Genomic DNA, 20751 nt, shown 5'->3' on the forward strand with positions numbered 1-20751 from the left:
TTCCTGCACCTTGCGGCGCCGGTCGCCCTTCGGGGCCACCTCCGGGTGGATCTCGTAGGGCTCCCCGATGATGTCGCCCACCGTCATGCGCGGGTTGAGCGAGGTGTACGGGTCCTGGAAGACCATCTGGATGTTGCGCCGGACCGCCTTGAGCGCGCGGCCCGACAGCTTGGTGATGTCCTCGCCCCGGTAGCGGATCTCGCCCGCCGTGGGCCGCTCCAGGTTGCACAGCAGCCTGGCGACCGTCGACTTGCCGCAGCCGGACTCGCCCACGATGCCCAGCGTCTCGCCCCGGGCGAGGGTGAAGTCGACCCCGTCGACGGCCCTGACCGACCCGACCTGCTTCTTGAACAGGACGCCCCGGGTGAGCGGGTAGTGCTTGACCAGCCCGCTGACCTCGAGGATCGGTTCGGCCGACGGCTCAGCCATCCAGGCACTCCCTCCAGAAGTGGCAGGCGGACCCGCGCTGTTCGTTCACCTCGTACAGCGGTGGCACGTCGGTGCGGCACACGTCCCGGGCCATCGGGCAGCGCGGGTGGAAGGCGCAGCCGGAGGGGATGCGCAGGAGGCTGGGCGGCAGTCCCTTGATGGCGTAGAGCTCCCGGCCCCTCATGTCCAGGCGCGGGATGGAGTCCAGCAGGCCCCGGGTGTAGGGGTGGGCGGGTGCCTTGTACAGGTCGTGGACGGGGGCCGACTCGACGATCCGGCCGGCGTACATCACCGCGATCCGGTCGGCGACGTCGGCGACCACGCCGAGGTCGTGGGTGATGAGGATCAGGCCCATGCGGTACTCGTGCTGGAGTTCGGCGAGCAGGTCCATCACCTGGGCCTGGACGGTCACGTCGAGGGCCGTCGTCGGCTCGTCGGCGATGACCAGCGCCGGTTCCAGGGCCAGCGCCATGGCGATCATGATGCGCTGGCGCATGCCGCCGGAGAACTGGTGCGGGTAGTCGCGCACACGCTGGGCGGCGGCCGGGATGCGGACCCGGTCCATCAGCTCCACCGCCTTCGCCCGCGCGTCCTTGCGCGACAGGCCCCGGTGCACGGTGAACATCTCGCCGAGCTGGTCGCCCACGGTCAGCACCGGGTTCAGGGCGGAGAGCGCGTCCTGGAAGATCATCGCCATGGCGGCGCCCCGGATCCGCCGCCGCTCGTCCTCCTTGAGGGTCAGCAGGTCCGTGCCCCGGAAGAGGATCCGGCCGCCGGTGATCCTGCCGGGCGGCATGTCGAGGATGCCCATGACCGCCTGGGCGGTGACGGACTTGCCGGAGCCGGACTCCCCGAGCACGGCGAGCGTCTCGCCCGCGTCGACGGCGTAGGTGACCCCGTTGACGGCGTGGGCGATCCCGTCCCGGGTGCGGAACTCGACCTGCAGGTCACGGACCTCGAGCAGCATGCCGCCGTCACCTCAGCTTCGGGTCGAGGGCGTCGCGCACGGCGTCGCCGAGCATGATGAAGGCCAGCACCGTGATCGCCAGCGCCCCGGCGGGCCACAGCAGGGCGTGCGGGGCGTTGCGGACGTAGGGGGAGGCTGCGGAGATGTCGATGCCCCAGGACACGCTGGGCGGTTTCAGCCCGACCCCCAGGTAGGACAGGGTGGCCTCCAGCGCGATGTAGGTGCCGAGCGCGATGGTGGCGACGACGATCACCGGGGCGACGGCGTTGGGCGCGATGTGGCGCAGCAGGATGCGGGTGTCGGAGGCGCCGAGGGCGCGGGCGGCCTGTACGTAGTCGTGCTGTTTGGCGGTGATGACCGCGCCGCGGGCGATGCGGGAGATCTGCGGCCAGCCCAGCAGCACGATGAACCCGACGACCGGCCAGACGGTGTTGCTGGTCACCACGGACAGCAGCACCAGACCGCCGAGGACGACCGGGATGGCGAAGAAGATGTCGGTGACCCGGGACAGGACGGCGTCCCAGACGCCGCCGAAGTACCCGGCGAGGGCGCCCAGGACGGAGCCCAGGACGGCCACTCCGGCGGTCGCGCAGACGCCCACCGTGACGGAGGCGCGGGCGCCGTGGACGGTGCGGGTGTAGACGTCGCAGCCCTGGCCGTCGTAGCCGAAGGGGTGGCCGGGGCGCGGGCCGTCCTGGGCCCGGGCCAGGTCGCACCGCAGCGGGTTGCCGGGGGCGATCAGGGACGGCCAGACGGCGATCAGGACCAGGAAGCAGATCACCAGCGCGGAGAGCAGGAAGACGGGGTTGCGGCGCAGGTCGCGCCAGGCGTCGGACCACAGGGAGCGGGGCCGGTCCTGCGGGCCCGGTGCACCGGTGGCGGCGGAGCCCGCCGGGCCGTCCGGGCCGTGGGATGCGGGTTCCAGGGTGCTCGCCTCGCTCGCCGCGAGGTCCATGCCGCCGCCCATGCCGGTGCCCGCGACGGCGCCCTCGGGCTCGTTCGGCTGCGGCTGTGGCTGAGGCGGCGGCTCAGGCATAGCGGATCCTCGGGTCGAGTACGGCGTACAGCAGGTCCACGAGCAGGTTGGCGACCAGGAAGACCAGGACCAGGACGGTGACGAAGCCGACGACGGTCTGGGTGTTCTGGCGGAGGATGCCCTGGTAGAGCTGGTAGCCGACGCCGTGGATGTTGAAGATGCGCTCGGTGACGATGGCGCCGCCCATCAGCGCCCCGATGTCGGTGCCAATGAAGGTGACCACGGGGATGAGCGAGTTGCGCAGCAGGTGCCGGACGACCACGCGGCGGCGGGGCAGGCCCTTGGCGACGGCCGTGCGGACGTAGTCGGCGCGCCGGTTCTCGGCGATGGAGGTGCGGGTCAGGCGGGTGACGTAGGCGAGGGAGACGGAGGCGAGGACCAGGCCCGGCACGATCAGCTCGTCGAGGGTGGCCTCCGGCGGGACCGAGGGTCTGATCCAGTCCCACTTGACGCCGAGCAGCAGCTGGAGCAGCAGTCCGGTGACGAAGGTGGGGACGGAGATGACGACGAGGGTGCCCAGCAGGACGGCGGTGTCCACGGGCCGGCCGCGGCGCAGCCCGGTCACCACCCCCAGGGTGATGCCGATGACGACCTCGAAGACGATGGCGACGAGGGTCAGCCGGATGGTGACGGGGAACGCCGTGGCCATCAGCTCGGTGACGGGCTGGCCGTTGAACGCCGTGCCGAAGTCGCCGGTGAAGACGTTGCCCATGTAGGTCGCGTACTGCTGCCACAGGGGCTTGTCGAGGCCGAACTCCCGCTTGAGCTGGGCGGCGGTCGCGGTGTCGCAGGCGCGCTCGCCGCACAGGCCGGCGATGGGGTCGCCCATCACGTTGACCATGAGGAAGATCAGCAGGGTGGCCCCGACGAACACCGGGATCATCTGCAGCAGCCGCCGCGCGATGTAGCGTCCCATGGCGGTTCAGCCGACCCTGATCTCGTCGTAGACGGGGACGCTGAAGGGGTTGAGCGCCACGTCGTGCAGCCGGTCGGTGTAGCCCGCGCTGCCGTTCTGGTACCACAGCGGAATGGCGGCCATGTTGTCGCGGACGACGCCCTCGGCCTGCTGGAAGAGCACGATCGCCGCCGCCTTGTCGGTCTCGGCGTTGGCCCGGTCGACGAGCCGGTCGAAATCCTTGTTCGACCACTTGCCGTCGTTGGACGAGGCGTTCGTGTAGTACAGCGGCTGGAGGAAGTTCTGGATCAGCGGGTAGTCCATCTGCCAGCCGGCCCGGAACGGCCCCGCCATCCTGTGCCGCGAGATCTGGTTGCGGAAGTCGGCGAAGGTGCCGACCGGGTTGCCGACGCAGGCGTGGTCGTTGCCGAGGGCGTTGTTGATGGAGTTGCACACGGCGTCCACCCACTCCTTGTGCGAGCCCGTGTCCGCGTTGTAGGTGATCCGCACCTGGCCCCCGGGCAGTCCGCCGCCCTCCTGGACCAGCTTCCTGGCCTCGGCGGGGTGGTACTCGCAGGCCCGGCCGCACAGCCCCGCCTTGTAGCCGCCGTCGGTGCCGAGGACGGGGGAGGTCCAGTCGGTGGCCGGGGTGCGGGTGCCCCGGAAGAGGGTCCGGGTGATCTGCGCGCGGTTGATGGCCATCGACAGCCCGGTGCGCACCTTGCGCGCCCCGTCGGTGTTCCACGCCTTGTCGTAGAACGGGAACGCCAGGGTCTGGAGGATTCCGGCCGGGGTGTTGATGTAGCGGCCGTCCAGGTCGGAGTGGACGTTCTTGAGCTGGCCGGCGGGGATGTCGTCGACCAGGTCGAGGTTCCCGGCCAGCACGTCGGTGTAGGCGGTGTTGCTGTCGGTGTAGACCAGCAGGGTCACGCCGTCGTTGCGCGCCTTGTCGGGGCCCGGGTAGCCGTTCCACTTCTTCAGGTACATCTGGGCGCCCTTGGTGTACGACTCGATGGTGTACGGGCCGTTGCCGACGGGCTTGTCCAGCCAGGCCTTGTGGTGGGTGAAGAAGGTGCGGGGCAGCGGGGCGAAGGCGGCGTAGCCGAGGGTGTCGGGGAAGGAGGAGAACTTCTGGTTGAGCCGGACGGTGAAGGTCCGCGGGCCGGTGACCTTCAGTCCTGAAAGAGTGTTGGCGGTCTGCCTGCCGGTGTCCGGGTGGACCTTGTCGTAGCCCTCGATGTAGCCGAAGAAGTAGGCGTTCTTCTGGTTGTTGCGCAGGCTCGCGCCGTAGTTCCAGGCGTCGACGAAGGAGCGGGCGGTGACGGGTTCGCCGTTGCTGAAGCGCCAGCCGGGCCTGACGGTGACGGTGTAGTTGCGCGAGTCGCTCGTCTCGATCCTCTCGGCGAGCATGTTCTCGGCCTTGCCGGTCCTCGGGTCGTACCGCTTCAGCCCGCGGAAGACCATGTCGAGCACCTTGCCGCCCTGCACCTCGTTGGTGTTGGCGGGCTCCAGCGGGTTCTGCGGATCGCCCCAGGACGAGCTGAGCACACTGCCCCCGGCGGCGCCCACCCCGCTCCCGCAGGCGGCGAGCGGCAGCACGGCGGCCACCACGCCCAGGGCCCACGTCACGCGCGTGCGTGCACGCATGGGCGCCTCCTGGGGTGCGGTGTGCGATCGGGGCGGGCCGCGGGGCTGACGGACTCGAGGACATATCAGCGCATCAACCGCATATCGCACACCCGCCACACCGGCGGCGGCCCGACTCCAGCCGGATGTACGCACGAGGCCGTCCGTAAGCTGCCGCCCATGGCAGATGACGCATCGAACGCAATGGCTCCGGCACCGGTCCTGCGTGCCGCCTACGAAGCCCTCGCCGCCGTCGTGACACCTGTGCAGGACGAGGAGTCCTGGCTGCCGACCGACTGCCTCGGCTGGGCGGTACGGGACCTGGTGTTCCACTGTCTCGCGGACGCCCAGCGCGGCCTGGTGGCCCTGCACACGCCGGCCTCCGGGCCGGTGACCCGGGACGCCACCACGTACTGGACGGACTGGGCGCCCGATCCCGTCGGCGCGGCCAACGGCCGCCGCTGGGTGCGCGTCAGCGCGAGCATGTTCCTGAAGTTCTCCCAGCTGCGCGAGCTGTACCTGGAGACCGCGGCGGCCACCGTGGTGGCGGCCGGCGCGGCCGATCCCGGGCTTCGCGTCGCCACCCAGGGACAGGTGCTGACCGCGGGTGACCTGATGACGACGCTCGCCGTCGAGGCCACCATCCACCACCTCGACCTGCTCGCCGCGCTCCCCGGCGCCCCGCGTCCGTCGAAGGCGGGCCTGGCGGCCGTACGCGCCACGCTGGACGGCCTCATGGGCCGCCCGGCACCGGCGGACTGGAGCGACGAGCACTACGCGCGGGTGGCCACCGGCCGCCGGCCCGTGACGGAGGCCGAACGCGACGCCCTCGGAGCCGCCGCCGACCGTCTCCCCGTCTTCGGCTGAGTACGTCAGCTCTTCGGCCGAGCACGGCAAGTCTTCGGCCGAGCACGCCGAGAGGCACCCGCCCTCTGCATGGGCGGGTGCCTCTCGCGGCTTCGCGGCTCTCGGTCAGCCCGCGTGGACGACGTCCTTCTCCTCGGCGAAGTGGCACGCCGACTCGTGGGCCGCCGGCGAGTCCGAGCTCTTGAAGCGCTCGGGCACGGCCAGCAGCGGGACCTCCTGGGCGCACTTGTCCTGCGCCTTCCAGCAGCGGGTGCGGAAGCGGCAGCCCGAGGGCGGGTTGGCCGGGGAGGGCACGTCGCCGGTGAGGATGATCCGCTCCCGGTGGTCACGGGCGTCCGGGTCCGGCACCGGGACCGCCGACAGCAGCGCCTGGGTGTAGGGGTGCGTCGGGTGGTCGTAGATCTGCTCGTCCGTGCCGATCTCGGCCATCTTGCCCAGGTACATCACACCGACGCGGTCGGAGATGTGCCGGACGATGGACAGGTCGTGCGCGATGAAGATGTAGGAGAGGTTGAACTCGTCCTGCAGTCCCTCCATCAGGTTGATGACCTGCGCCTGGACCGACACGTCGAGCGCGGAGACCGGCTCGTCGCAGATGATGACCTCGGGGTTGAGCGCGAGGCCGCGGGCGATGCCGATGCGCTGGCGCTGGCCGCCGGAGAACTGGTGCGGGTAGCGGTTGATGTACTCCGGGTTGAGGCCGACCACGTCCAGCAGCTCCTGCACCTTGCGGCGCCGGTCGCCCTTCGGGGCCACCTCCGGGTGGATGTCGAAGGGCTCCCCGATGATGTCGCCCACCGTCATACGGGGGTTGAGCGACGTGTACGGGTCCTGGAAGATCATCTGGATGTTGCGGCGGACGGCCTTCAGGGCCTTGCCGGACAGCTTGGTGATGTCCTGGCCCTTGTAGAAGATCTCGCCTGCCGTCGCCTGCTCCAGGTTCATCAGGAGCTTGGCCACCGTCGACTTGCCGCAGCCGGACTCGCCCACGATGCCCAGGGTCTCGCCCTGGTACAGGTCGAAGGAGATGCCGTCGACGGCCTTCACCGCGCCGATCTGGCGCTTGATGACGATGCCCTGCGTCAGCGGGAAGTGCTTGACGAGGTTGCGCACCTGAAGGATCGGCTCGCCCCGGTCGACGTGCGCGTCGAGGGCGGCGACCGCCTCCTCCTCGGAGTGCACGTCGGCGACGTCCACCTCGGAGACGTTCGGCGTCGCGTCCGTCGGCTCGTCGGCCTTGGTCAGCTCAGCCATGGATCGTCTCCTTCCAGAAGTGGCACGCGCTGGCGCGGCCCGGCAGTTCCGTCCCGTCCCGCTCGGTCACCGGGACCAGCAGCGGACGCTCGGTACGGCAGATGTCCTGCGCCTTCTCGCAGCGCGGGTTGAAGGCACAGCCGCTGGGAACCTTCAGCAGGTTGGGCGGCAGGCCCTTGATCGCGTAGAGCTCACGGCCCTTCTGGTCCAGGCGCGGGATGGAGTCCAGCAGGCCGCGCGTGTACGGGTGGGCGGGGCGCTTGTACAGCTCGTGCACCGGCGCCGTCTCCACGATCCGGCCCGCGTACATCACCGCGATCTTGTCGGCCACGTCCGCCACGACGCCGAGGTCGTGGGTGATGAGGATGAGGCCCATGCGGTACTCGCGCTGGAGTTCCGCGAGCAGGTCCATCACCTGGGCCTGCACCGTCACGTCGAGGGCCGTCGTCGGCTCGTCGGCGATGATCAGGTCCGGCTCCAGGGCGAGCGCCATGGCGATCATGATGCGCTGGCGCATACCGCCGGAGAACTGGTGCGGGTAGTCGTTGACGCGCGCCGCGGCGGCGGGGATCTTCACCCGGTCCATCAGCTCGATGGCCTTGGCCTTGGCCTCCTTGCGGGAGAGCCCCTGGTGGACCCGGAACATCTCGCCGAGCTGGAAGCCCACGCTGAGCACGGGGTTGAGCGAGGACAGCGCGTCCTGGAAGATCATGGCGATCCGGGCGCCGCGCAGCTTGCGCCGCTCCTCGGCCGACATCTTGAGCATGTCCTGGCCGTAGAAGCGGATCTCCCCCTTGGGGATGCTGGCCGGCGGCATGTCCAGGATGCCCATGATCGCCTGTGCGGTCACGGACTTGCCGGAGCCGGACTCGCCGAGCACGGCGAGCGTCTCCCCGGAGTTAACGGAGTAGTTGACGCCGTTGACGGCCCGGACCACGCCTTCGCGGGTCTTGAACTCGACGTGCAGGTCGCGCACTTCGAGGAGCGGGCCGGTCTTCTCGGCGTCGCCTGGCCGCGGAGCCGGGACGGCGTCCGTCGGGTCGATGATGGTCACGTACGCCTCCCTCAGCGCATCTTGGGGTCGAATGCGTCGCGGACGACGTCGCCGAGCATGATGAACGCCAGCACGGTGATGCTCAGGGCGCCGGCCGGGAACAGCAGCGCGTGCGGCGAGGTAAGGAACCGGTCCTGGGCGTCACTGATCATCAGACCCCAGGAGATGTTCGGGTACTGGATGCCGATGCCCAGGTAGGACAGGGCCGCCTCGGCGGCGATGTAGACGCCGAGGTTCATCGTGCTGATGACGATGACGGGGGCGAGGGTGTTGGGCAGGATGTGCCGGAAGGCGATCCGCCACGAGCCCGCGCCGAGCGCCCGGGCGGCCAGCACGTAGTCGTTGTACTTGTTGGAGATGACCTCGCCGCGCATGATCCGGAAGACCTGCGGCCAGCCGAGGATCGCCATGATGAACGACACCGACCACACGTCGCCGCCGCCCCAGATCGACATGATCAGCAGACCACCGACGATCAGCGGCAGGGCCGAGAAGACCTCGGTGATGCGGGACAGGACCGCGTCGACCCAGCCGCCGACCAGACCGGCCAGCATGCCCAGCAGACCGCCGATCAGGGTCGTGGCGATGGTGGTCACCACGCCGACGACGATCGAGTTGCGGGTGCCGTACACGGTCCGCGTGTAGATGTCGCAGCCCTGCACGTCGAAGCCGAACAGGTGTCCGCCAGTCGGCCCGTTCATGGAGTTCTGCAGCTGGCAGAAGCCGTCCGAGAACGGGGAGCGCGCCGTGAACAGGCTGGGCACGACCGCCAGCGCGATCAGGCACACGATGATGAAGGCGGTCACGATGAACAGGGGACGCTTGCGCAGGTCCGCCCAGCCGTCCTTGAGCAGGCTCGCCTGACGGGCCGCTGCCTTCTCCTCGGCCTCGATCTCCTTGGCGAGGGAGGCCTCGTCGGTGGTGGGCCTCTCTATCGTCTTCTCACTCATAGCGGATCCTCGGGTCGAGCACGGCGTACATCAGGTCTACGAGGAGGTTGGCGGCCAGGTAGATCAGCACCAGCAGCGTCACCAGACCGACGACGACCGGACGCTCACGCAGATAGACGGACTGCGCCAGCTGCTGGCCGATGCCGGGCATGTTGAACACGCGCTCGGTGATGATGGCGCCGCCCATCAGGGCGCCGAGGTCGAAGCCCAGGAAGGTGACGACCGGGATGAGCGAGTTGCGCATGGCGTGCAGGCCGATGACCCGGCGCCGCGGCAGGCCCTTCGCGATCGCGGTACGGACGTAGTCGGCACGGATCGACTCCGTCAGGCTCGACCGCACCAGCCGTGCGATGTACGCCATCGAGGTCGAGGCGAGCACGATGGCCGGGAGGATGTAGCTCTGCGGCCAGCCCTTCTCGATGCCCGCGACCGGAGTGAGCTTGAGGTTCACGCCGAGCTCCAGCTGGAGCACGCTGCCGAGCACGAAGACCGGGATGGAGATCAGCACCAGGGTGGCGACCAGCACCACGTTGTCGAGGAACTTGCCCTTCTTCAACGCGGAGAGGATGCCCGCGAGGATGCCGATGACGGCCTCGACGGCGAAGGAGGTCAGGCCCAGCTTGAGGGTGACCGGGAACCGCTGGGAGACGATGTCGGAGATGGCACGCCCGTTGTAGGTCTCACCGAGGTCGCCGGTGAAGACGCCACTGATGTAGTGCCAGTACTGCTGGTACAGCGGCTCGTTGAGGTGGTAGTGGTCGCGGAGGATCGCTGCGATGTTCGGGTCGGCCCGCTTCTCGCCGGCCAGCGCCTGGATCGGGTCGCCGGGCAGCGCGAAGACCAGGCAGAAGATGATGAACGTGACGCCTATCACCACAGGGATCACCTGCAGCAGGCGGCGCACGACGTATCGGCCCATGGGTACTCCAGAGGGGGGTGCTCGATCCGCCCGTGGCCGGGGCGGCGGCACTGTCGGACGGGAGACGGCAGAAGGGGTGAGCAGGGGGAAGGCTTCGAGCACCTCCCCCTGCTCACCCTGCGTCCGCTGTGTCGGGACTGCTCAGACGTACGTCAGCTGAGCTTGACCGTGTCCCACAGAATGTTGTGGCCGGCGATCTTCAGCGACTTGACCTTCTCGCTGAAGCCGGAGTTCAGCGTGTAGAAGTACACCGGGATGTACGGCATCTCCTTGAGGATGACGTCGTCGGCCTCCTGGTACTTCTTCACCGCCTCCTCGTGCGTCGGCGCGTGGTCGCCCTCGACGATGAGCTTCTCGAAGTCCTGGTTCACGTAACCGGCGTAGTTCGAGCCGTTCGCGATGGCGTCCTTCGAGAAGATCGGACGGAGGTAGTTCTCCATGTCCGGGTAGTCCATGTTCCAGCCCATGCGGAACGCGCCCTGGTACTTCTTGGCGTCCAGGTCGTTGAGGATGGTCTGGAACTGCTCGAACGGCTTGGCCACGACCTTGATGCCGAGGTTCTGCTGGATCTGGTTGGCGACGGCCTCGACCCAGGCCTTGTGGTCGCCGTCGGCGTTGTAGCCGATCTCCAGCGTGTTGTTGGGCAGCCCGCCGCTCTTCTTGTAGAGCTCCTTGGCCTTGGCCGGGTCCAGGTTGCAGGCGTCGCAGGCGCCCTTGCGGTAGCCGTCGATGATCGGGCTGATGAAGTCGTCCGCCGGCGTACGGGCACCGAGGAAGATCTTCTCGCTGATCGTCTTCCGGTCGATCGCCATCGAGATCGACCTGCGGAGGTCCGCGTTCTGGAAGGCCTTGTTGTACTTGATCGGGAAGCCGATGTAACCGACGCCCGAGTCGGCCTCGTCGATGTAGCGGCCCGGCAGGTCCTTGTGGTAGGTCGGCAGACCCGAGTTCGGGATGACGAGCTGGACGTCGAGGTTGCCCGCGACCAGGTCCTTGTAGGCGGTGTCCAGGTTCGAGTAGATCTTGAAGTTGACGCCCTTGGGCTCGATCTTCGACGCGTCCGGGTACTTGTCGTACTTGACGGTGTCGATTTCCTCGTTGTGCTTGAACTTGCCGCTCATCTTGAACGGGCCGTTGCCGATCGGGGCCTCGCCGAAGCCCTTCGGGTCCTTGAAGAAGGCCTTGGGCAGCGGCACGAAGGCGGTGAAGGACAGCTGCGCGGGGAACGCCGAGAACGGCCCGGTCAGGGTGACCTGGAGGGTGTTGTCGTCGACGGCCTTCAGACCCGACAGCTTGTCGGTCGTGGGCTTCTTGCCCTCGCCCGGGTTCAGGTCGCTGTAGCCCGCGATGTGGCTGAACAGCGGGTTGGTCTGCTGGGCATTGGTCTGGTTGGCGCCGTAGTTCCAGGCGTCGATGAAGGACTGGGCGGTGACCTTCTCGCCGTTGTGGAAGGTGTAGCCCGGCTTCAGCTTGATCGTCCAGACCTTGTTGTCCTTGGTCTCGATCGACTGCGCCATGGCGTTGACGACCTTGTTGTCGGCGTCAAGCTTGGTCAGACCCGTGAAGAGGGCGTTGATGACCTGGCCGCCCTCGGTCTCGTAGGTGTTGCTGGGGACCAGGCTGTTCTGGGGCTCGCCGATCTCGACCGAGATGACGCCGTTGCCGCCCTTGCCACTGCCCGAGCTGTTGTCGTCCCCACCGCCGCCACAGGCCGTCGCACCCAGCGCCACAACCGCGGCTATCGCAACCCACTTGGCGCTCTTGGCACCACGCATGGGGCTCCTCCTCATGAGTCCATTGGTTCACCGCATGGAGGGGCACTCGACGCATCACCGTTACCGGTGCCTGAAATGGTCAGGTGCCCCCGTGCTCGTGAGTCGGCGCCGCCAGCAGCGCGTGACCCGTTGATTCGAGCTCTACGCGCCTAACTATCTGCCATTCCAACCGGAGCGAACCACACCTTAGAGGTCTCGGTTCGATCACACCTGCCGCCTACTTCTTCCAAAATCCGGACAAAGGGTTTGGTGAAAGATCCCTGCGAAACGGACTTGTTACACAACTATCGGGCAGGGGTGTCCGCATAGCGGACAGGTTGGGGTGAAAAACCAGTTGCGCGAAACGGCGGAGCAGTGTCTCGACGCCGCGGGACGTCCTGACGTACCGGCCAGACCGGTGCGAGGGGTCCGATAAGCCGCACATTCCGGCCACTTTAACAACCCGTCACAGTCCGCCGGGGCCGGAGCGAGGGACCTGATACACGTTTATAGGGAAAACCCTCTACGGCCCTGACGGGCGCCCGCCGATTCCACGCCGAAAACGAAAGGGACCCGCCCGGTGGCACCGGGCAGGCCCCTCGCGTCCGTCACGTCCGCCGGCTCACGTCAGCTGTGCTTGGCCCTGCTGGCCGCGCGGGCGCGATCGCGCTGGTCGAGGACGACCTTGCGGATGCGGACCGCCTCCGGGGTCACCTCGACGCACTCGTCGTCGCGGCAGAACTCCAGGGACTGCTCCAGGGAGAGCTTGCGCGGCGGGACGATCGACTCGGCCACGTCGGCCGTCGAGGACCGCATGTTGGTGAGCTTCTTCTCCTTGGTGATGTTGACGTCCATGTCGTCGGAGCGGGAGTTCTCACCGACGATCATGCCCTCGTACACCTCGGTGCCCGGCTCCACGAAGAGCACACCGCGCTCCTGGAGGTTGGTCATCGCGAAGGCGGTGACGGCACCGGAGCGGTCGGCGACCAGCGAGCCGTTGTTGCGGGTCTGGAGCGGGCCGAACCAGGGCTCGAAGCCCTCGTGGATGGAGTGGCCGATGCCCGTGCCGCGGGTCTGGGTCAGGAACTCGGTACGGAAGCCGATCAGACCGCGGGAGGGGACGACGAACTCCATGCGGACCCAGCCGGAGCCGTGGTTGGACATGTTGTCCATGCGGCCCTTGCGCACGCCCATGAGCTGGGTGACGGCGCCCATGTGCTCCTCGGGGACGTCGACGGTCATGCGCTCGACCGGCTCGTACGTCTTGCCGTCGACGTCCTTGGTGACCACCTGCGGCTTGCCGACGGTGAGCTCGTAGCCCTCGCGGCGCATGGTCTCCACCAGGATGGCCAGCGCCAGCTCGCCGCGGCCCTGGACCTCCCAGGCGTCCGGGCGGTCGGTGTCGAGGACGCGGAGGCTGACGTTACCGATCAGCTCGCGGTCCAGGCGGTCCTTGACCTGGCGGGCGGTGACCTTGCGGTCCTTGACGGCCGCCTTCGCGTCGGCGCCCTTGCCGGTGCCCCCGCGTCCGACCAGCGGGGAGGTGTTGGTGCCGATGGTCATGGAGATCGCGGGCTCGTCGACCGTGATCAGCGGCAGCGCGACCGGGTTCTCCGGGTCGGCCAGGGTCTCGCCGATCATGATGTCGGGGATGCCGGCGACGGCGCAGATGTCACCGGGGCCCGCCTTCTCGGCCGGCTTGCGGGTGAGCGCCTCGGTCATCATCAGCTCGGAGATGCGGACGTTGCTGATGGAGCCGTCGCGCTTGATCCACGCGACCGTCTGGCCCTTGCGCAGCTCGCCCTGCTCCACGCGCAGCAGCGCGATACGGCCGAGGAAGTTGTCGGCGTCCAGGTTGGTGACGTGGGCCTGGAGCGGGGCGTCGGCGTCGTAGGTCGGGGCCGGGATGTGCTCCAGGATGGTGGAGAAGAACGGCTCCAGGCTGTCGGAGTCGGCCGGGACCGTGCCGTTCTCCGGCTTGGTCAGGGACGCGATGCCGTCACGGCCGCAGGCGTAGACGATCGGGAACTCGATCTGCTCCTCGTCGGCGTCCAGGTCGAGGAAGAGGTCGTAGGTCTCGTTGACGACCTCGTCGATGCGGGAGTCCGGGCGGTCCGTCTTGTTGATGCACAGGATGACGGGCAGGCGCTGCTGGAGCGCCTTGCGCAGCACGAAGCGGGTCTGCGGCAGCGGGCCCTCGGAGGCGTCCACCAGCAGCACGACGCCGTCGACCATCGACAGACCGCGCTCGACCTCGCCACCGAAGTCGGCGTGGCCGGGGGTGTCGATGATGTTGATCGTGATGGGGTCCCCGCCGTCCTTGGGGTGGTACTTCACCGCCGTGTTCTTGGCGAGGATCGTGATGCCCTTCTCACGCTCCAGGTCGTTCGAGTCCATCATGCGATCGTCGACCGAGTCGAGCTGATGGGCGGCGAAGGCACCGGCCTGCTTCAGCATGCCGTCGACGATGGTGGTCTTGCCGTGGTCGACGTGGGCGACGATGGCGACGTTGCGGATGTCGTGACGCGTAGTGGACGCGGCCATATTGAGGCGTACTCCCGGAGTGTGCGGACGGCTGCGCGTACGTCCTCGGTACGCGCGCCCTGCCGGGCTGAACACGCCACGGCCTCACCCCATGGTACGGGGCCGCTGAAGCAACGGCCCCGGAGGACCTCAGGACGACGGGCTCGGCGAGGGCTTCGCGCCCTTTTTCAGGAAGCCCATGTCCTCGTACACCGGTGTCTGGAAGCCGAAGGCGCCCACGTTGGCGAGGGTGCGGCGGGTGGCGACGAGCTGGGGGCGCTGGTAGAGCGGGATGGAGCCGGCGGTGGCCCAGATGCGGGAGTCGGCCTTGCGGACCAGGTCCTTCTCCTCGCCCTCGTCCAGGGTGGCGATGGCCTGGGAGAAGAGCTGGTCCACCTGGTCGGTGCCGACACGGGTGTAGTTCTGCTGGACGTTCAGGGAGCCGTCGGCGGCCGGGACGGGCTTGGCGTAGACCGGGCGGGCGTCGGTGGCGGGGTAGGCGGAGGTGGGCCAGGAGTACAGGGCGAGGTCGTACTGTCCGGCGGCGATGTGGTCGCGGAAGTAGCTGTCGCCGGGGACCTTGGTGATCTCGGTGGCGATGCCGACCGCGTCGAGCATGGCCGTGATCCGGTCCGCGACCTTGCTCAGCGTGTCGGACCCGGGGCCGGAGGGCAGCACGAAGCGGAGCGTGAGCGGCTTGCCGTTCTTGGCCACCTTCGGCGCGGCCGCGGCACCGGCGGGCGCGGCCGTGCCCTTGGGGGCGTAGGCGCCGGGGGCGCCGCCCTGCTTCGGGTGTTCCTGGGGGTACTGCCGGCCGTCCTGGGCGAGCTGCGGGGCGGCGCGTCCGTCCGCGCCGCGTGCCTTCTCCTTGTCCTCCCGGTCCCGCTTGTCCTCCGTGTCGTGACCCTTGTGGTCGTCGACACCGACGATGTACGTGCCGTCGCCCTTCTCGCCGCCGGGCGACTTCCCCGGCCGGGACCCGGCCTTGTCGCCCTCGGCGCCGGCCGCCTTCTCGCCCTTCTTCTGCTCCTTGACGGCTCCGGGCACCCAGCCCGCGTCCGCGAGCAGCGCCTTGGCCTCGGCGGTGTCCTGTCCGCCGAGCGCGTCGCTGTTGTCGGCGTAGGCCACCTGGCCTGACAGGGCCAGGTGGCTGCCGACCGGGACCGCGGGCAGGCCGAGCGGCTTCAGGACGATCTCGGCGAGTTCCTTGCGGTTCAGGGCGTGGGCCACCGCGTGCCGGACCCGCTCGTCGGCGAGGGGGCCGTCGGCGCCGTTGAGGGCGAGCTGGGTGAAGGCGGGCTCCAGGGACTTGCGCACCACGACGGTCTGCCGTGCCTGCTGCTGTTTCAGGGAGGCGCCCAGGGTGTCGGCGGGATCGATGTCGGCCACGTCCACGGTGCCGTCGGCGAGCGCGGCGGCCCGCTTGTCGCGGGGCACCTCGTGCAGCACGATCTCGTTCAGTTTGGCCGGGTGACCCCACCAGCGCGGGTTGCGGGTGAGGACGACGTCCTTGCTCTTGGTGTCGATCTTCTGCACGGCGAAGGGGCCCGCGCTGACCTTGAGCTTCTTGCGGGCGCCGTCGTTGAAGGAGTTCGCGGTGGCGGTGACGTCCTTGGGGTACAGCGGCGAGAACAGCGACTTCCAGTCGGCGTAGGGGCGGCCGAAGGTGACCTTGACCTCCAGGTCGTTGGCGCCGCGCTCGACCTTCTCGATCCGGTCGTAGCCGGCGTTGCGCGCGGTCCAGTACGCGGAGTCCTTGCCGGACAGGGCGCGCCACTGGGCGGCGAAGTCGTCGACGCCGATCTCGCGGCCGTCGCTCCAGACGGCCTGCTGGTTCAGCTTGTAGACGACGACCTGTTTGGGCTCGGTGTCGACCACCCGGGCGGAGTCGAGGTAGTCGGCGTCGCGCTGCGGGCGTCCGCTCGCGGCGATGCGGAACATGGCGGGCAGGACGGCCTGGGCGATCCGGGTGGTGCCGGCGTCGGCGTCGGCCTGGAAGGTGTTCAGGGTCTGCGGCATCGCGTCCACGGCCCAGCGCAGCGTGCCGCCGTCGGCGACCTGGGCGCGGGCGGCGTGTGCGACGTCCTGCTTGGCCAGGGGCTTGCTGCCCTCGTCGTCGGAGCCGCAGCCGGCCAGCAGGGGCACCGCGAGGACACCCGCGGTCAGGAAGGCGACCGAGCGCGTCACCGCGCGCGGCCCGACACCGTCGTACGACATCTGCACTACCTCCGGTGAGCCGCTCCCGCCGGTGAACACGGGTGGCGACACGGTAGGGATATATGTAGGGATTGTTCACATTTGGCTGTATTTTGGTGCTGATCAGATCTATGGCCCCACTGAAGAGGAAAGGGTTCATCTGCCGGAGGCGACACGACGGCGGAGACCTTCAAGGTCACCCGTGCGGAGCAACGCGCCTCCGGCGCGCATACAGCGCGTGCGGGTGCGCGGGTGGGTGTGCGCAGGGATGTGCGATCCGCCAATCGCTGCACATGCCTTCCCACCGACAGGTGTGACGCGCAACACTCGCAGGCGCATGAACGTTGCCGCCTAGGGCTCGACAGCCCATGGAAGTGAGGTCACGTCATGTCCGTGCACGACGACCTGACGTCGGTCCAGCGCAGCCTCGACGAGCTGCTGCGGTCGGTGGGCCGGCTGGAGCAGCAGCTCCGCGGCTCCCTGGAGATGCGCCGCGTCCGCACCGACGCCGATCACCTGCGCGAGAGCGTCGCCCTGCTGCGCGAGGCCTCCCAGGGCCCCGCCACGACCCAGCGCCGCCCGCTCGTCACCATCCCCGACACGCCCTACGACATGTCCCTGTGGACGGACTCGGACGACGAGGGACTCGGCGCCCGCGACCGCCACGCCCCCTGACCCGACCGACCGGAGTCCTTACGTGGCCACTGGTACGGAACCTCCAGGTACCGACACCCCTCCCCCCACCCAGCCGCCCCGCGGCGGCGTCCGGGCCCCGGCGCGCGCCGCGATCACCGCACCGCACCTGCGGACCGACCGCTGGTGGCTGGCGCCCGCCGTCACCGCGGCCGGCCTGTTCGCCTTCGTCGTGTACTCGACATGGCGGGCCTTCGCCAACGCCCACTACTACGCGGCCCCGTACGTCTCGCCGTTCTACTCGCCCTGCCTGGCGGAGAACTGCCGGACCATGCACATGGGCCCCAACGCCGACCTCTTCGGCAGCTGGTGGGCGATCTCCCCGGCGATCATCATCCTGATCTTCCCGCTGGGCTTCCGCCTGACCTGCTACTACTACCGCAAGGCGTACTACCGCAGCTTCTGGGCGTCCCCGCCGGCCTGCGCGGTCGCCGAGCCGCACGGGAAGTACACCGGCGAGACGCGCTTCCCGCTGATCCTGCAGAACATCCACCGGTACTTCTTCTACGCGGCGCTGCTCGTGGCCGGGGTGCTGACCTACGACACCGTGCTGGCCTTCCGGGACCAGCACTACCGCTGGGGCCACATGGGCCTGGGCACGGTGGTCTTCCTGGTCAACATCGTGCTGATCTGGGCGTACACGATCTCCTGCCACTCCTGCCGGCACATCGTCGGCGGCAAGCTCAAACACTTCTCGAAACATCCCGTGCGCTACCGGGCCTGGCAGTACGTCGGCCGGCTCAACGCCCGGCACATGCAGCTGGCCTGGGCGTCGCTGGTGAGCGTGGCGCTCGCCGACTTCTACGTCTATCTGGTCGCCTCCGGCGCCTTCGACGATCCGCGCTTCTTCTAGAGACCCAGTGAGGAACTGACTGATGTCCGTGGTCGACCGGCAGGAGTGGGACGTCGTCGTGGTCGGTGCCGGGGGCGCCGGGCTGCGCGCCGCCATCGAGGCGCGCGAGCGCGGTGCGCGTACGGCGGTGATCTGCAAGTCGCTGTTCGGCAAGGCGCACACCGTGATGGCCGAGGGCGGCATCGCGGCGGCGATGGGCAACGTCAACGAGCACGACAACTGGCAGGTGCACTTCCGCGACACGCTGCGCGGCGGCAAGTTCCTCAACCAGTGGCGGATGGCCGAGCTGCACGCCAAGGAGGCCCCGGACCGGGTGTGGGAGCTGGAGACCTGGGGTGCGCTGTTCGACCGCACGAAGGACGGGAAGATCTCGCAGCGCAACTTCGGCGGCCACGAGTACCCGCGCCTGGCGCACGTCGGCGACCGCACCGGCCTGGAGCTGATCCGCACGCTCCAGCAGAAGATCGTCTCGCTCCAGCAGGAGGACCACCGGGAGACCGGGGACTACGAGTCCCGGCTGAAGGTCTTCCAGGAGTGCACCGTCACCCGGATCCTCAAGGACGGGGAGCGCGTCAGCGGGGTCTTCGCCTACGAACGCGAGACGGGCCGTTTCTTCGTGCTCCAGGCGCCCTCGGTCGTGATCGCGACCGGCGGCATCGGCAAGTCGTTCAAGGTCACGTCGAACTCGTGGGAGTACACCGGCGACGGGCACGCGCTGGCGCTGCTGGCCGGGGCGCCACTGCTGAACATGGAGTTCGTGCAGTTCCACCCCACCGGCATGATCTGGCCGCCGTCGGTGAAGGGCATCCTCGTCACCGAGTCGGTGCGCGGCGACGGCGGGGTGCTGCGCAACTCCGAGGGCAAGCGGTTCATGTTCGACTACGTCCCCGACGTCTTCAAGGAGAAGTACGCCGAGACGGAGGACGAGGCCGACCGCTGGTACGACGACCCGGACCACAACCGGCGCCCGCCTGAGCTGCTCCCCCGCGACGAGGTGGCCCGCGCCATCAACTCGGAGGTGAAGGAGGGCCGCGGCTCCCCGCACGGCGGGGTCTTCCTGGACGTCTCCACCCGTATGCCGGCCGAGGTCGTGCGCCGCCGGCTGCCGTCCATGTACCACCAGTTCAAGGAGCTGGCCGACGTCGACATCACGGCGGAGCCGATGGAGGTCGGGCCGACCTGCCACTACGTGATGGGCGGCATCGCGGTCGACTCCGACACGGCGGCGGCGCGCGGGGTGCCGGGCCTGTTCGCGGCGGGCGAGGTGGCCGGCGGCATGCACGGCTCCAACCGCCTCGGCGGCAACTCGCTCTCCGACCTGCTGGTCTTCGGCCGCCGGGCGGGCTGGCACGCGGCCGAGTACGCGCAGGGGCTGACGCAGGACCGGCCGCCCGTGGGCGACGCCCAGGTCGACGCGGCGGCGGCGGAGGCGCTGCGGCCGTTCTCGGCGGAGGCGGAGGACGTGGCCGGCCCGCCGGAGAACCCGTACACCCTCCACCAGGAACTCCAGCAGACCATGAACGACCTGGTCGGCATCATCCGCCGCGAGGGCGAGATGGAGCAGGCCCTGAAGAAGCTCGCCGAGCTGCGGGTACGGGCCCGCCGGGCCGGGGTGGAGGGGCACCGGCAGTTCAACCCCGGCTGGCACCTCGCCCTGGACCTGCGGAACATGCTGCTGGTCAGCGAGTGCGTGGCGCGGGCCGCGCTGGAGCGCACCGAGTCGCGCGGCGGCCACACCCGCGAGGACCACCCGTCGATGGACCGCGCCTGGCGGCGGCTCAACCTGCTGTGCCGGCTGAGCGACCCGACCGGCTCCCTGGCGGCGACGGACCCGGTCCGCGGCCAGATCTCCCTCGCCCCCGAGACCACCGACCCCATCCGCCCCGACCTGCTCGCCCTCTTCGAGAAGGAGGAGCTGGTCAAGTACCTCACCGAAGAGGAGCTGTACGAATGAGCAGCTACGAGGCCCGCTTCAAGGTGTGGCGGGGTGACGCGCAGGGCGGTGGCCTCGAGGACTTCACGGTCGAGGTCAACGACGGCGAGGTGGTGCTCGACATCATCCACCGCCTCCAGGCCACCCAGGCGCCCGACCTCGCGGTGCGCTGGAACTGCAAGGCCGGCAAGTGCGGTTCGTGCTCGGCGGAGATCAACGGCCGCCCGCGGCTGATGTGCATGACCCGGATGTCGGTCTTCACCCGGGAGGAGACGATCACCGTCACTCCGCTGCGGACCTTCCCGGTGATGCGGGACCTGGTGACCGACGTCGGCTTCAACTACACCAAGGCGCGCGAGGTGCCCGCCTTCGTGCCGCCCGCCGGTCTCGGCCCGGGCGAGTACCGCATGATGCAGGAGGACGTGGACCGCTCGCAGGAGTTCCGCAAGTGCATCGAGTGCTTCCTGTGCCAGGACGTCTGCCATGTGGTGCGCGACCACGAGGAGAACAAGAAGGCGTACGCCGGCCCGCGCTTCCTGATGCGGATCGCCGAACTCGACATGCATCCGCTGGACGCGGCGGCCGAGACGGGCCTGGACCGCAAGCGCACGGCCCAGGACGACCACGGCCTCGGCTACTGCAACATCACCAAGTGCTGCACCGAGGTGTGCCCCGAAGGCATCAAGATCACCGACAACGCCCTCATCCCGCTGAAGGAACGCACGGTGGACCGCAAGTACGACCCGCTGGTGTGGCTGGGCTCGAAGATCAGAAGGCGGTCGTCGCCGGCGTAGGCGCGGTG

The 20751-nt window shown here is 69.0% G+C and carries 17 protein-coding genes; 5 read left to right on the forward strand and 12 right to left on the reverse strand.

Annotated features, from left to right (window positions below; genetic code table 11):
- From IE318_RS44640 to IE318_RS00155, 5 genes are all read right to left on the reverse strand, one after another.
- Window positions 1-429: ATP-binding cassette domain-containing protein (locus tag IE318_RS44640; RefSeq protein ID WP_229903258.1), on the reverse strand; the 429-nt coding region annotated here is incomplete at its 3' end.
- A complete protein-coding gene (locus IE318_RS00140; RefSeq protein WP_189895468.1) occupies window positions 422-1396 on the reverse strand; it encodes an ABC transporter ATP-binding protein in 975 nt (324 codons plus the stop codon). The genes IE318_RS44640 and IE318_RS00140, both read right to left, overlap by 8 nt.
- 7 nt (window positions 1397-1403) lie before the next feature.
- Window positions 1404-2432: an ABC transporter permease gene (locus tag IE318_RS00145; RefSeq protein WP_189895469.1), complete on the reverse strand. Its 1029-nt coding sequence runs from the start codon at window positions 2430-2432 to the stop codon at window positions 1404-1406.
- Window positions 2425-3348, reverse strand: a complete 924-nt coding sequence (locus IE318_RS00150; RefSeq protein ID WP_189895470.1) for an ABC transporter permease — start codon at window positions 3346-3348, stop codon at window positions 2425-2427. Before IE318_RS00150 ends, IE318_RS00145 begins: the two co-directional genes overlap by 8 nt.
- A 6-nt stretch (window positions 3349-3354) precedes the next feature.
- The gene (locus IE318_RS00155) at window positions 3355-4974 is read right to left on the reverse strand and encodes a peptide ABC transporter substrate-binding protein (RefSeq protein WP_189895471.1); all 1620 of its coding nucleotides are present in this window, start codon (window positions 4972-4974) and stop codon (window positions 3355-3357) included.
- Between the two features lie 159 nt (window positions 4975-5133).
- On the opposite strand from IE318_RS00155, the gene IE318_RS00160 reads away from it, so the two are divergent.
- Window positions 5134-5820, forward strand: a complete 687-nt coding sequence (locus IE318_RS00160) for a maleylpyruvate isomerase N-terminal domain-containing protein (protein WP_229903259.1) — start codon at window positions 5134-5136, stop codon at window positions 5818-5820.
- 105 nt (window positions 5821-5925) lie between these two features.
- Here the strand turns inward: IE318_RS00160 and IE318_RS00165 are convergent, their stop codons facing one another.
- From IE318_RS00165 to IE318_RS00195, 7 genes are all read right to left on the reverse strand, one after another.
- Entirely contained in the window at window positions 5926-7074 is a 1149-nt protein-coding gene (locus tag IE318_RS00165) for an ABC transporter ATP-binding protein (RefSeq protein ID WP_030176351.1), read from the reverse strand.
- Window positions 7067-8128 (reverse strand): ABC transporter ATP-binding protein, encoded by a 1062-nt coding sequence (locus tag IE318_RS00170; protein WP_189895472.1) that lies wholly within the window; start codon window positions 8126-8128, stop codon window positions 7067-7069. The genes IE318_RS00165 and IE318_RS00170 overlap by 8 nt, the downstream gene beginning before the upstream one ends.
- 11 nt (window positions 8129-8139) lie before the next feature.
- A complete protein-coding gene (locus IE318_RS00175; protein ID WP_189895473.1) occupies window positions 8140-9078 on the reverse strand; it encodes an ABC transporter permease in 939 nt (312 codons plus the stop codon).
- Window positions 9071-9997, reverse strand: coding sequence for an ABC transporter permease (locus IE318_RS00180; protein WP_030176360.1), 927 nt, complete (start codon window positions 9995-9997; stop codon window positions 9071-9073). Before IE318_RS00180 ends, IE318_RS00175 begins: the two co-directional genes overlap by 8 nt.
- A 152-nt stretch (window positions 9998-10149) precedes the next feature.
- A complete protein-coding gene (locus IE318_RS00185; RefSeq protein ID WP_189895474.1) occupies window positions 10150-11772 on the reverse strand; it encodes a peptide ABC transporter substrate-binding protein in 1623 nt (540 codons plus the stop codon).
- 606 nt (window positions 11773-12378) lie between these two features.
- Window positions 12379-14295, reverse strand: coding sequence for a translational GTPase TypA (gene typA, locus IE318_RS00190; RefSeq protein WP_189895475.1), 1917 nt, complete (start codon window positions 14293-14295; stop codon window positions 12379-12381).
- Window positions 14296-14424: 129 nt separating this feature from the next.
- Window positions 14425-16491 (reverse strand): ABC transporter family substrate-binding protein, encoded by a 2067-nt coding sequence (locus tag IE318_RS00195; protein WP_189895476.1) that lies wholly within the window; start codon window positions 16489-16491, stop codon window positions 14425-14427.
- Between the two features lie 366 nt (window positions 16492-16857).
- Between IE318_RS00195 and IE318_RS00200 the strand changes: the two genes are divergently transcribed.
- From IE318_RS00200 to IE318_RS00215, 4 genes are read left to right on the forward strand one after another with little or no spacing between them, the layout of a single operon-like run.
- Window positions 16858-17145, forward strand: a complete 288-nt coding sequence (locus IE318_RS00200) for an Rv0250c family protein (protein ID WP_030176368.1) — start codon at window positions 16858-16860, stop codon at window positions 17143-17145.
- Window positions 17146-17167: 22 nt separating this feature from the next.
- Window positions 17168-18016, forward strand: coding sequence for a succinate dehydrogenase subunit SdhC (gene sdhC, locus IE318_RS00205; protein ID WP_189895477.1), 849 nt, complete (start codon window positions 17168-17170; stop codon window positions 18014-18016).
- A 22-nt stretch (window positions 18017-18038) separates the two neighbouring features.
- Entirely contained in the window at window positions 18039-19970 is a 1932-nt protein-coding gene (locus tag IE318_RS00210) for a fumarate reductase/succinate dehydrogenase flavoprotein subunit (RefSeq protein WP_189895478.1), read from the forward strand.
- Window positions 19967-20743 (forward strand): succinate dehydrogenase/fumarate reductase iron-sulfur subunit, encoded by a 777-nt coding sequence (locus tag IE318_RS00215; protein ID WP_189895479.1) that lies wholly within the window; start codon window positions 19967-19969, stop codon window positions 20741-20743. The genes IE318_RS00210 and IE318_RS00215 overlap by 4 nt, the downstream gene beginning before the upstream one ends.
- The last annotated feature ends 8 nt before the right edge of the window (window positions 20744-20751 follow it).

The organism is Streptomyces spiralis, assembly GCF_014654675.1.
Classification (GTDB): domain Bacteria; phylum Actinomycetota; class Actinomycetes; order Streptomycetales; family Streptomycetaceae; genus Streptomyces; species Streptomyces spiralis.

What these genes read in the sequence shown, in the direction of transcription:
- IE318_RS00175 (WP_189895473.1), bottom strand. Translation starts at nt 9,078, where the DNA reads ATGAGTGAGAAGACGATAGAGAGGCCCACCACCGACGAGGCCTCCCTC.
- IE318_RS00165 (WP_030176351.1), bottom strand. Translation starts at nt 7,074, where the DNA reads ATGGCTGAGCTGACCAAGGCCGACGAGCCGACGGACGCGACGCCGAAC.
- IE318_RS00150 (WP_189895470.1), bottom strand. Translation starts at nt 3,348, where the DNA reads ATGGGACGCTACATCGCGCGGCGGCTGCTGCAGATGATCCCGGTGTTC.
- IE318_RS00155 (WP_189895471.1), bottom strand. Translation starts at nt 4,974, where the DNA reads ATGCGTGCACGCACGCGCGTGACGTGGGCCCTGGGCGTGGTGGCCGCC.
- IE318_RS00215 (WP_189895479.1), top strand. Translation starts at nt 19,967, where the DNA reads ATGAGCAGCTACGAGGCCCGCTTCAAGGTGTGGCGGGGTGACGCGCAG.
- typA (WP_189895475.1), bottom strand. Translation starts at nt 14,295, where the DNA reads ATGGCCGCGTCCACTACGCGTCACGACATCCGCAACGTCGCCATCGTC.
- IE318_RS00145 (WP_189895469.1), bottom strand. Translation starts at nt 2,432, where the DNA reads ATGCCTGAGCCGCCGCCTCAGCCACAGCCGCAGCCGAACGAGCCCGAG.
- IE318_RS00185 (WP_189895474.1), bottom strand. Translation starts at nt 11,772, where the DNA reads ATGCGTGGTGCCAAGAGCGCCAAGTGGGTTGCGATAGCCGCGGTTGTG.
- IE318_RS00195 (WP_189895476.1), bottom strand. Translation starts at nt 16,491, where the DNA reads ATGTCGTACGACGGTGTCGGGCCGCGCGCGGTGACGCGCTCGGTCGCC.
- IE318_RS00140 (WP_189895468.1), bottom strand. Translation starts at nt 1,396, where the DNA reads ATGCTGCTCGAGGTCCGTGACCTGCAGGTCGAGTTCCGCACCCGGGAC.
- IE318_RS00180 (WP_030176360.1), bottom strand. Translation starts at nt 9,997, where the DNA reads ATGGGCCGATACGTCGTGCGCCGCCTGCTGCAGGTGATCCCTGTGGTG.
- IE318_RS00160 (WP_229903259.1), top strand. Translation starts at nt 5,134, where the DNA reads ATGGCAGATGACGCATCGAACGCAATGGCTCCGGCACCGGTCCTGCGT.
- IE318_RS00200 (WP_030176368.1), top strand. Translation starts at nt 16,858, where the DNA reads ATGTCCGTGCACGACGACCTGACGTCGGTCCAGCGCAGCCTCGACGAG.
- IE318_RS00210 (WP_189895478.1), top strand. Translation starts at nt 18,039, where the DNA reads ATGTCCGTGGTCGACCGGCAGGAGTGGGACGTCGTCGTGGTCGGTGCC.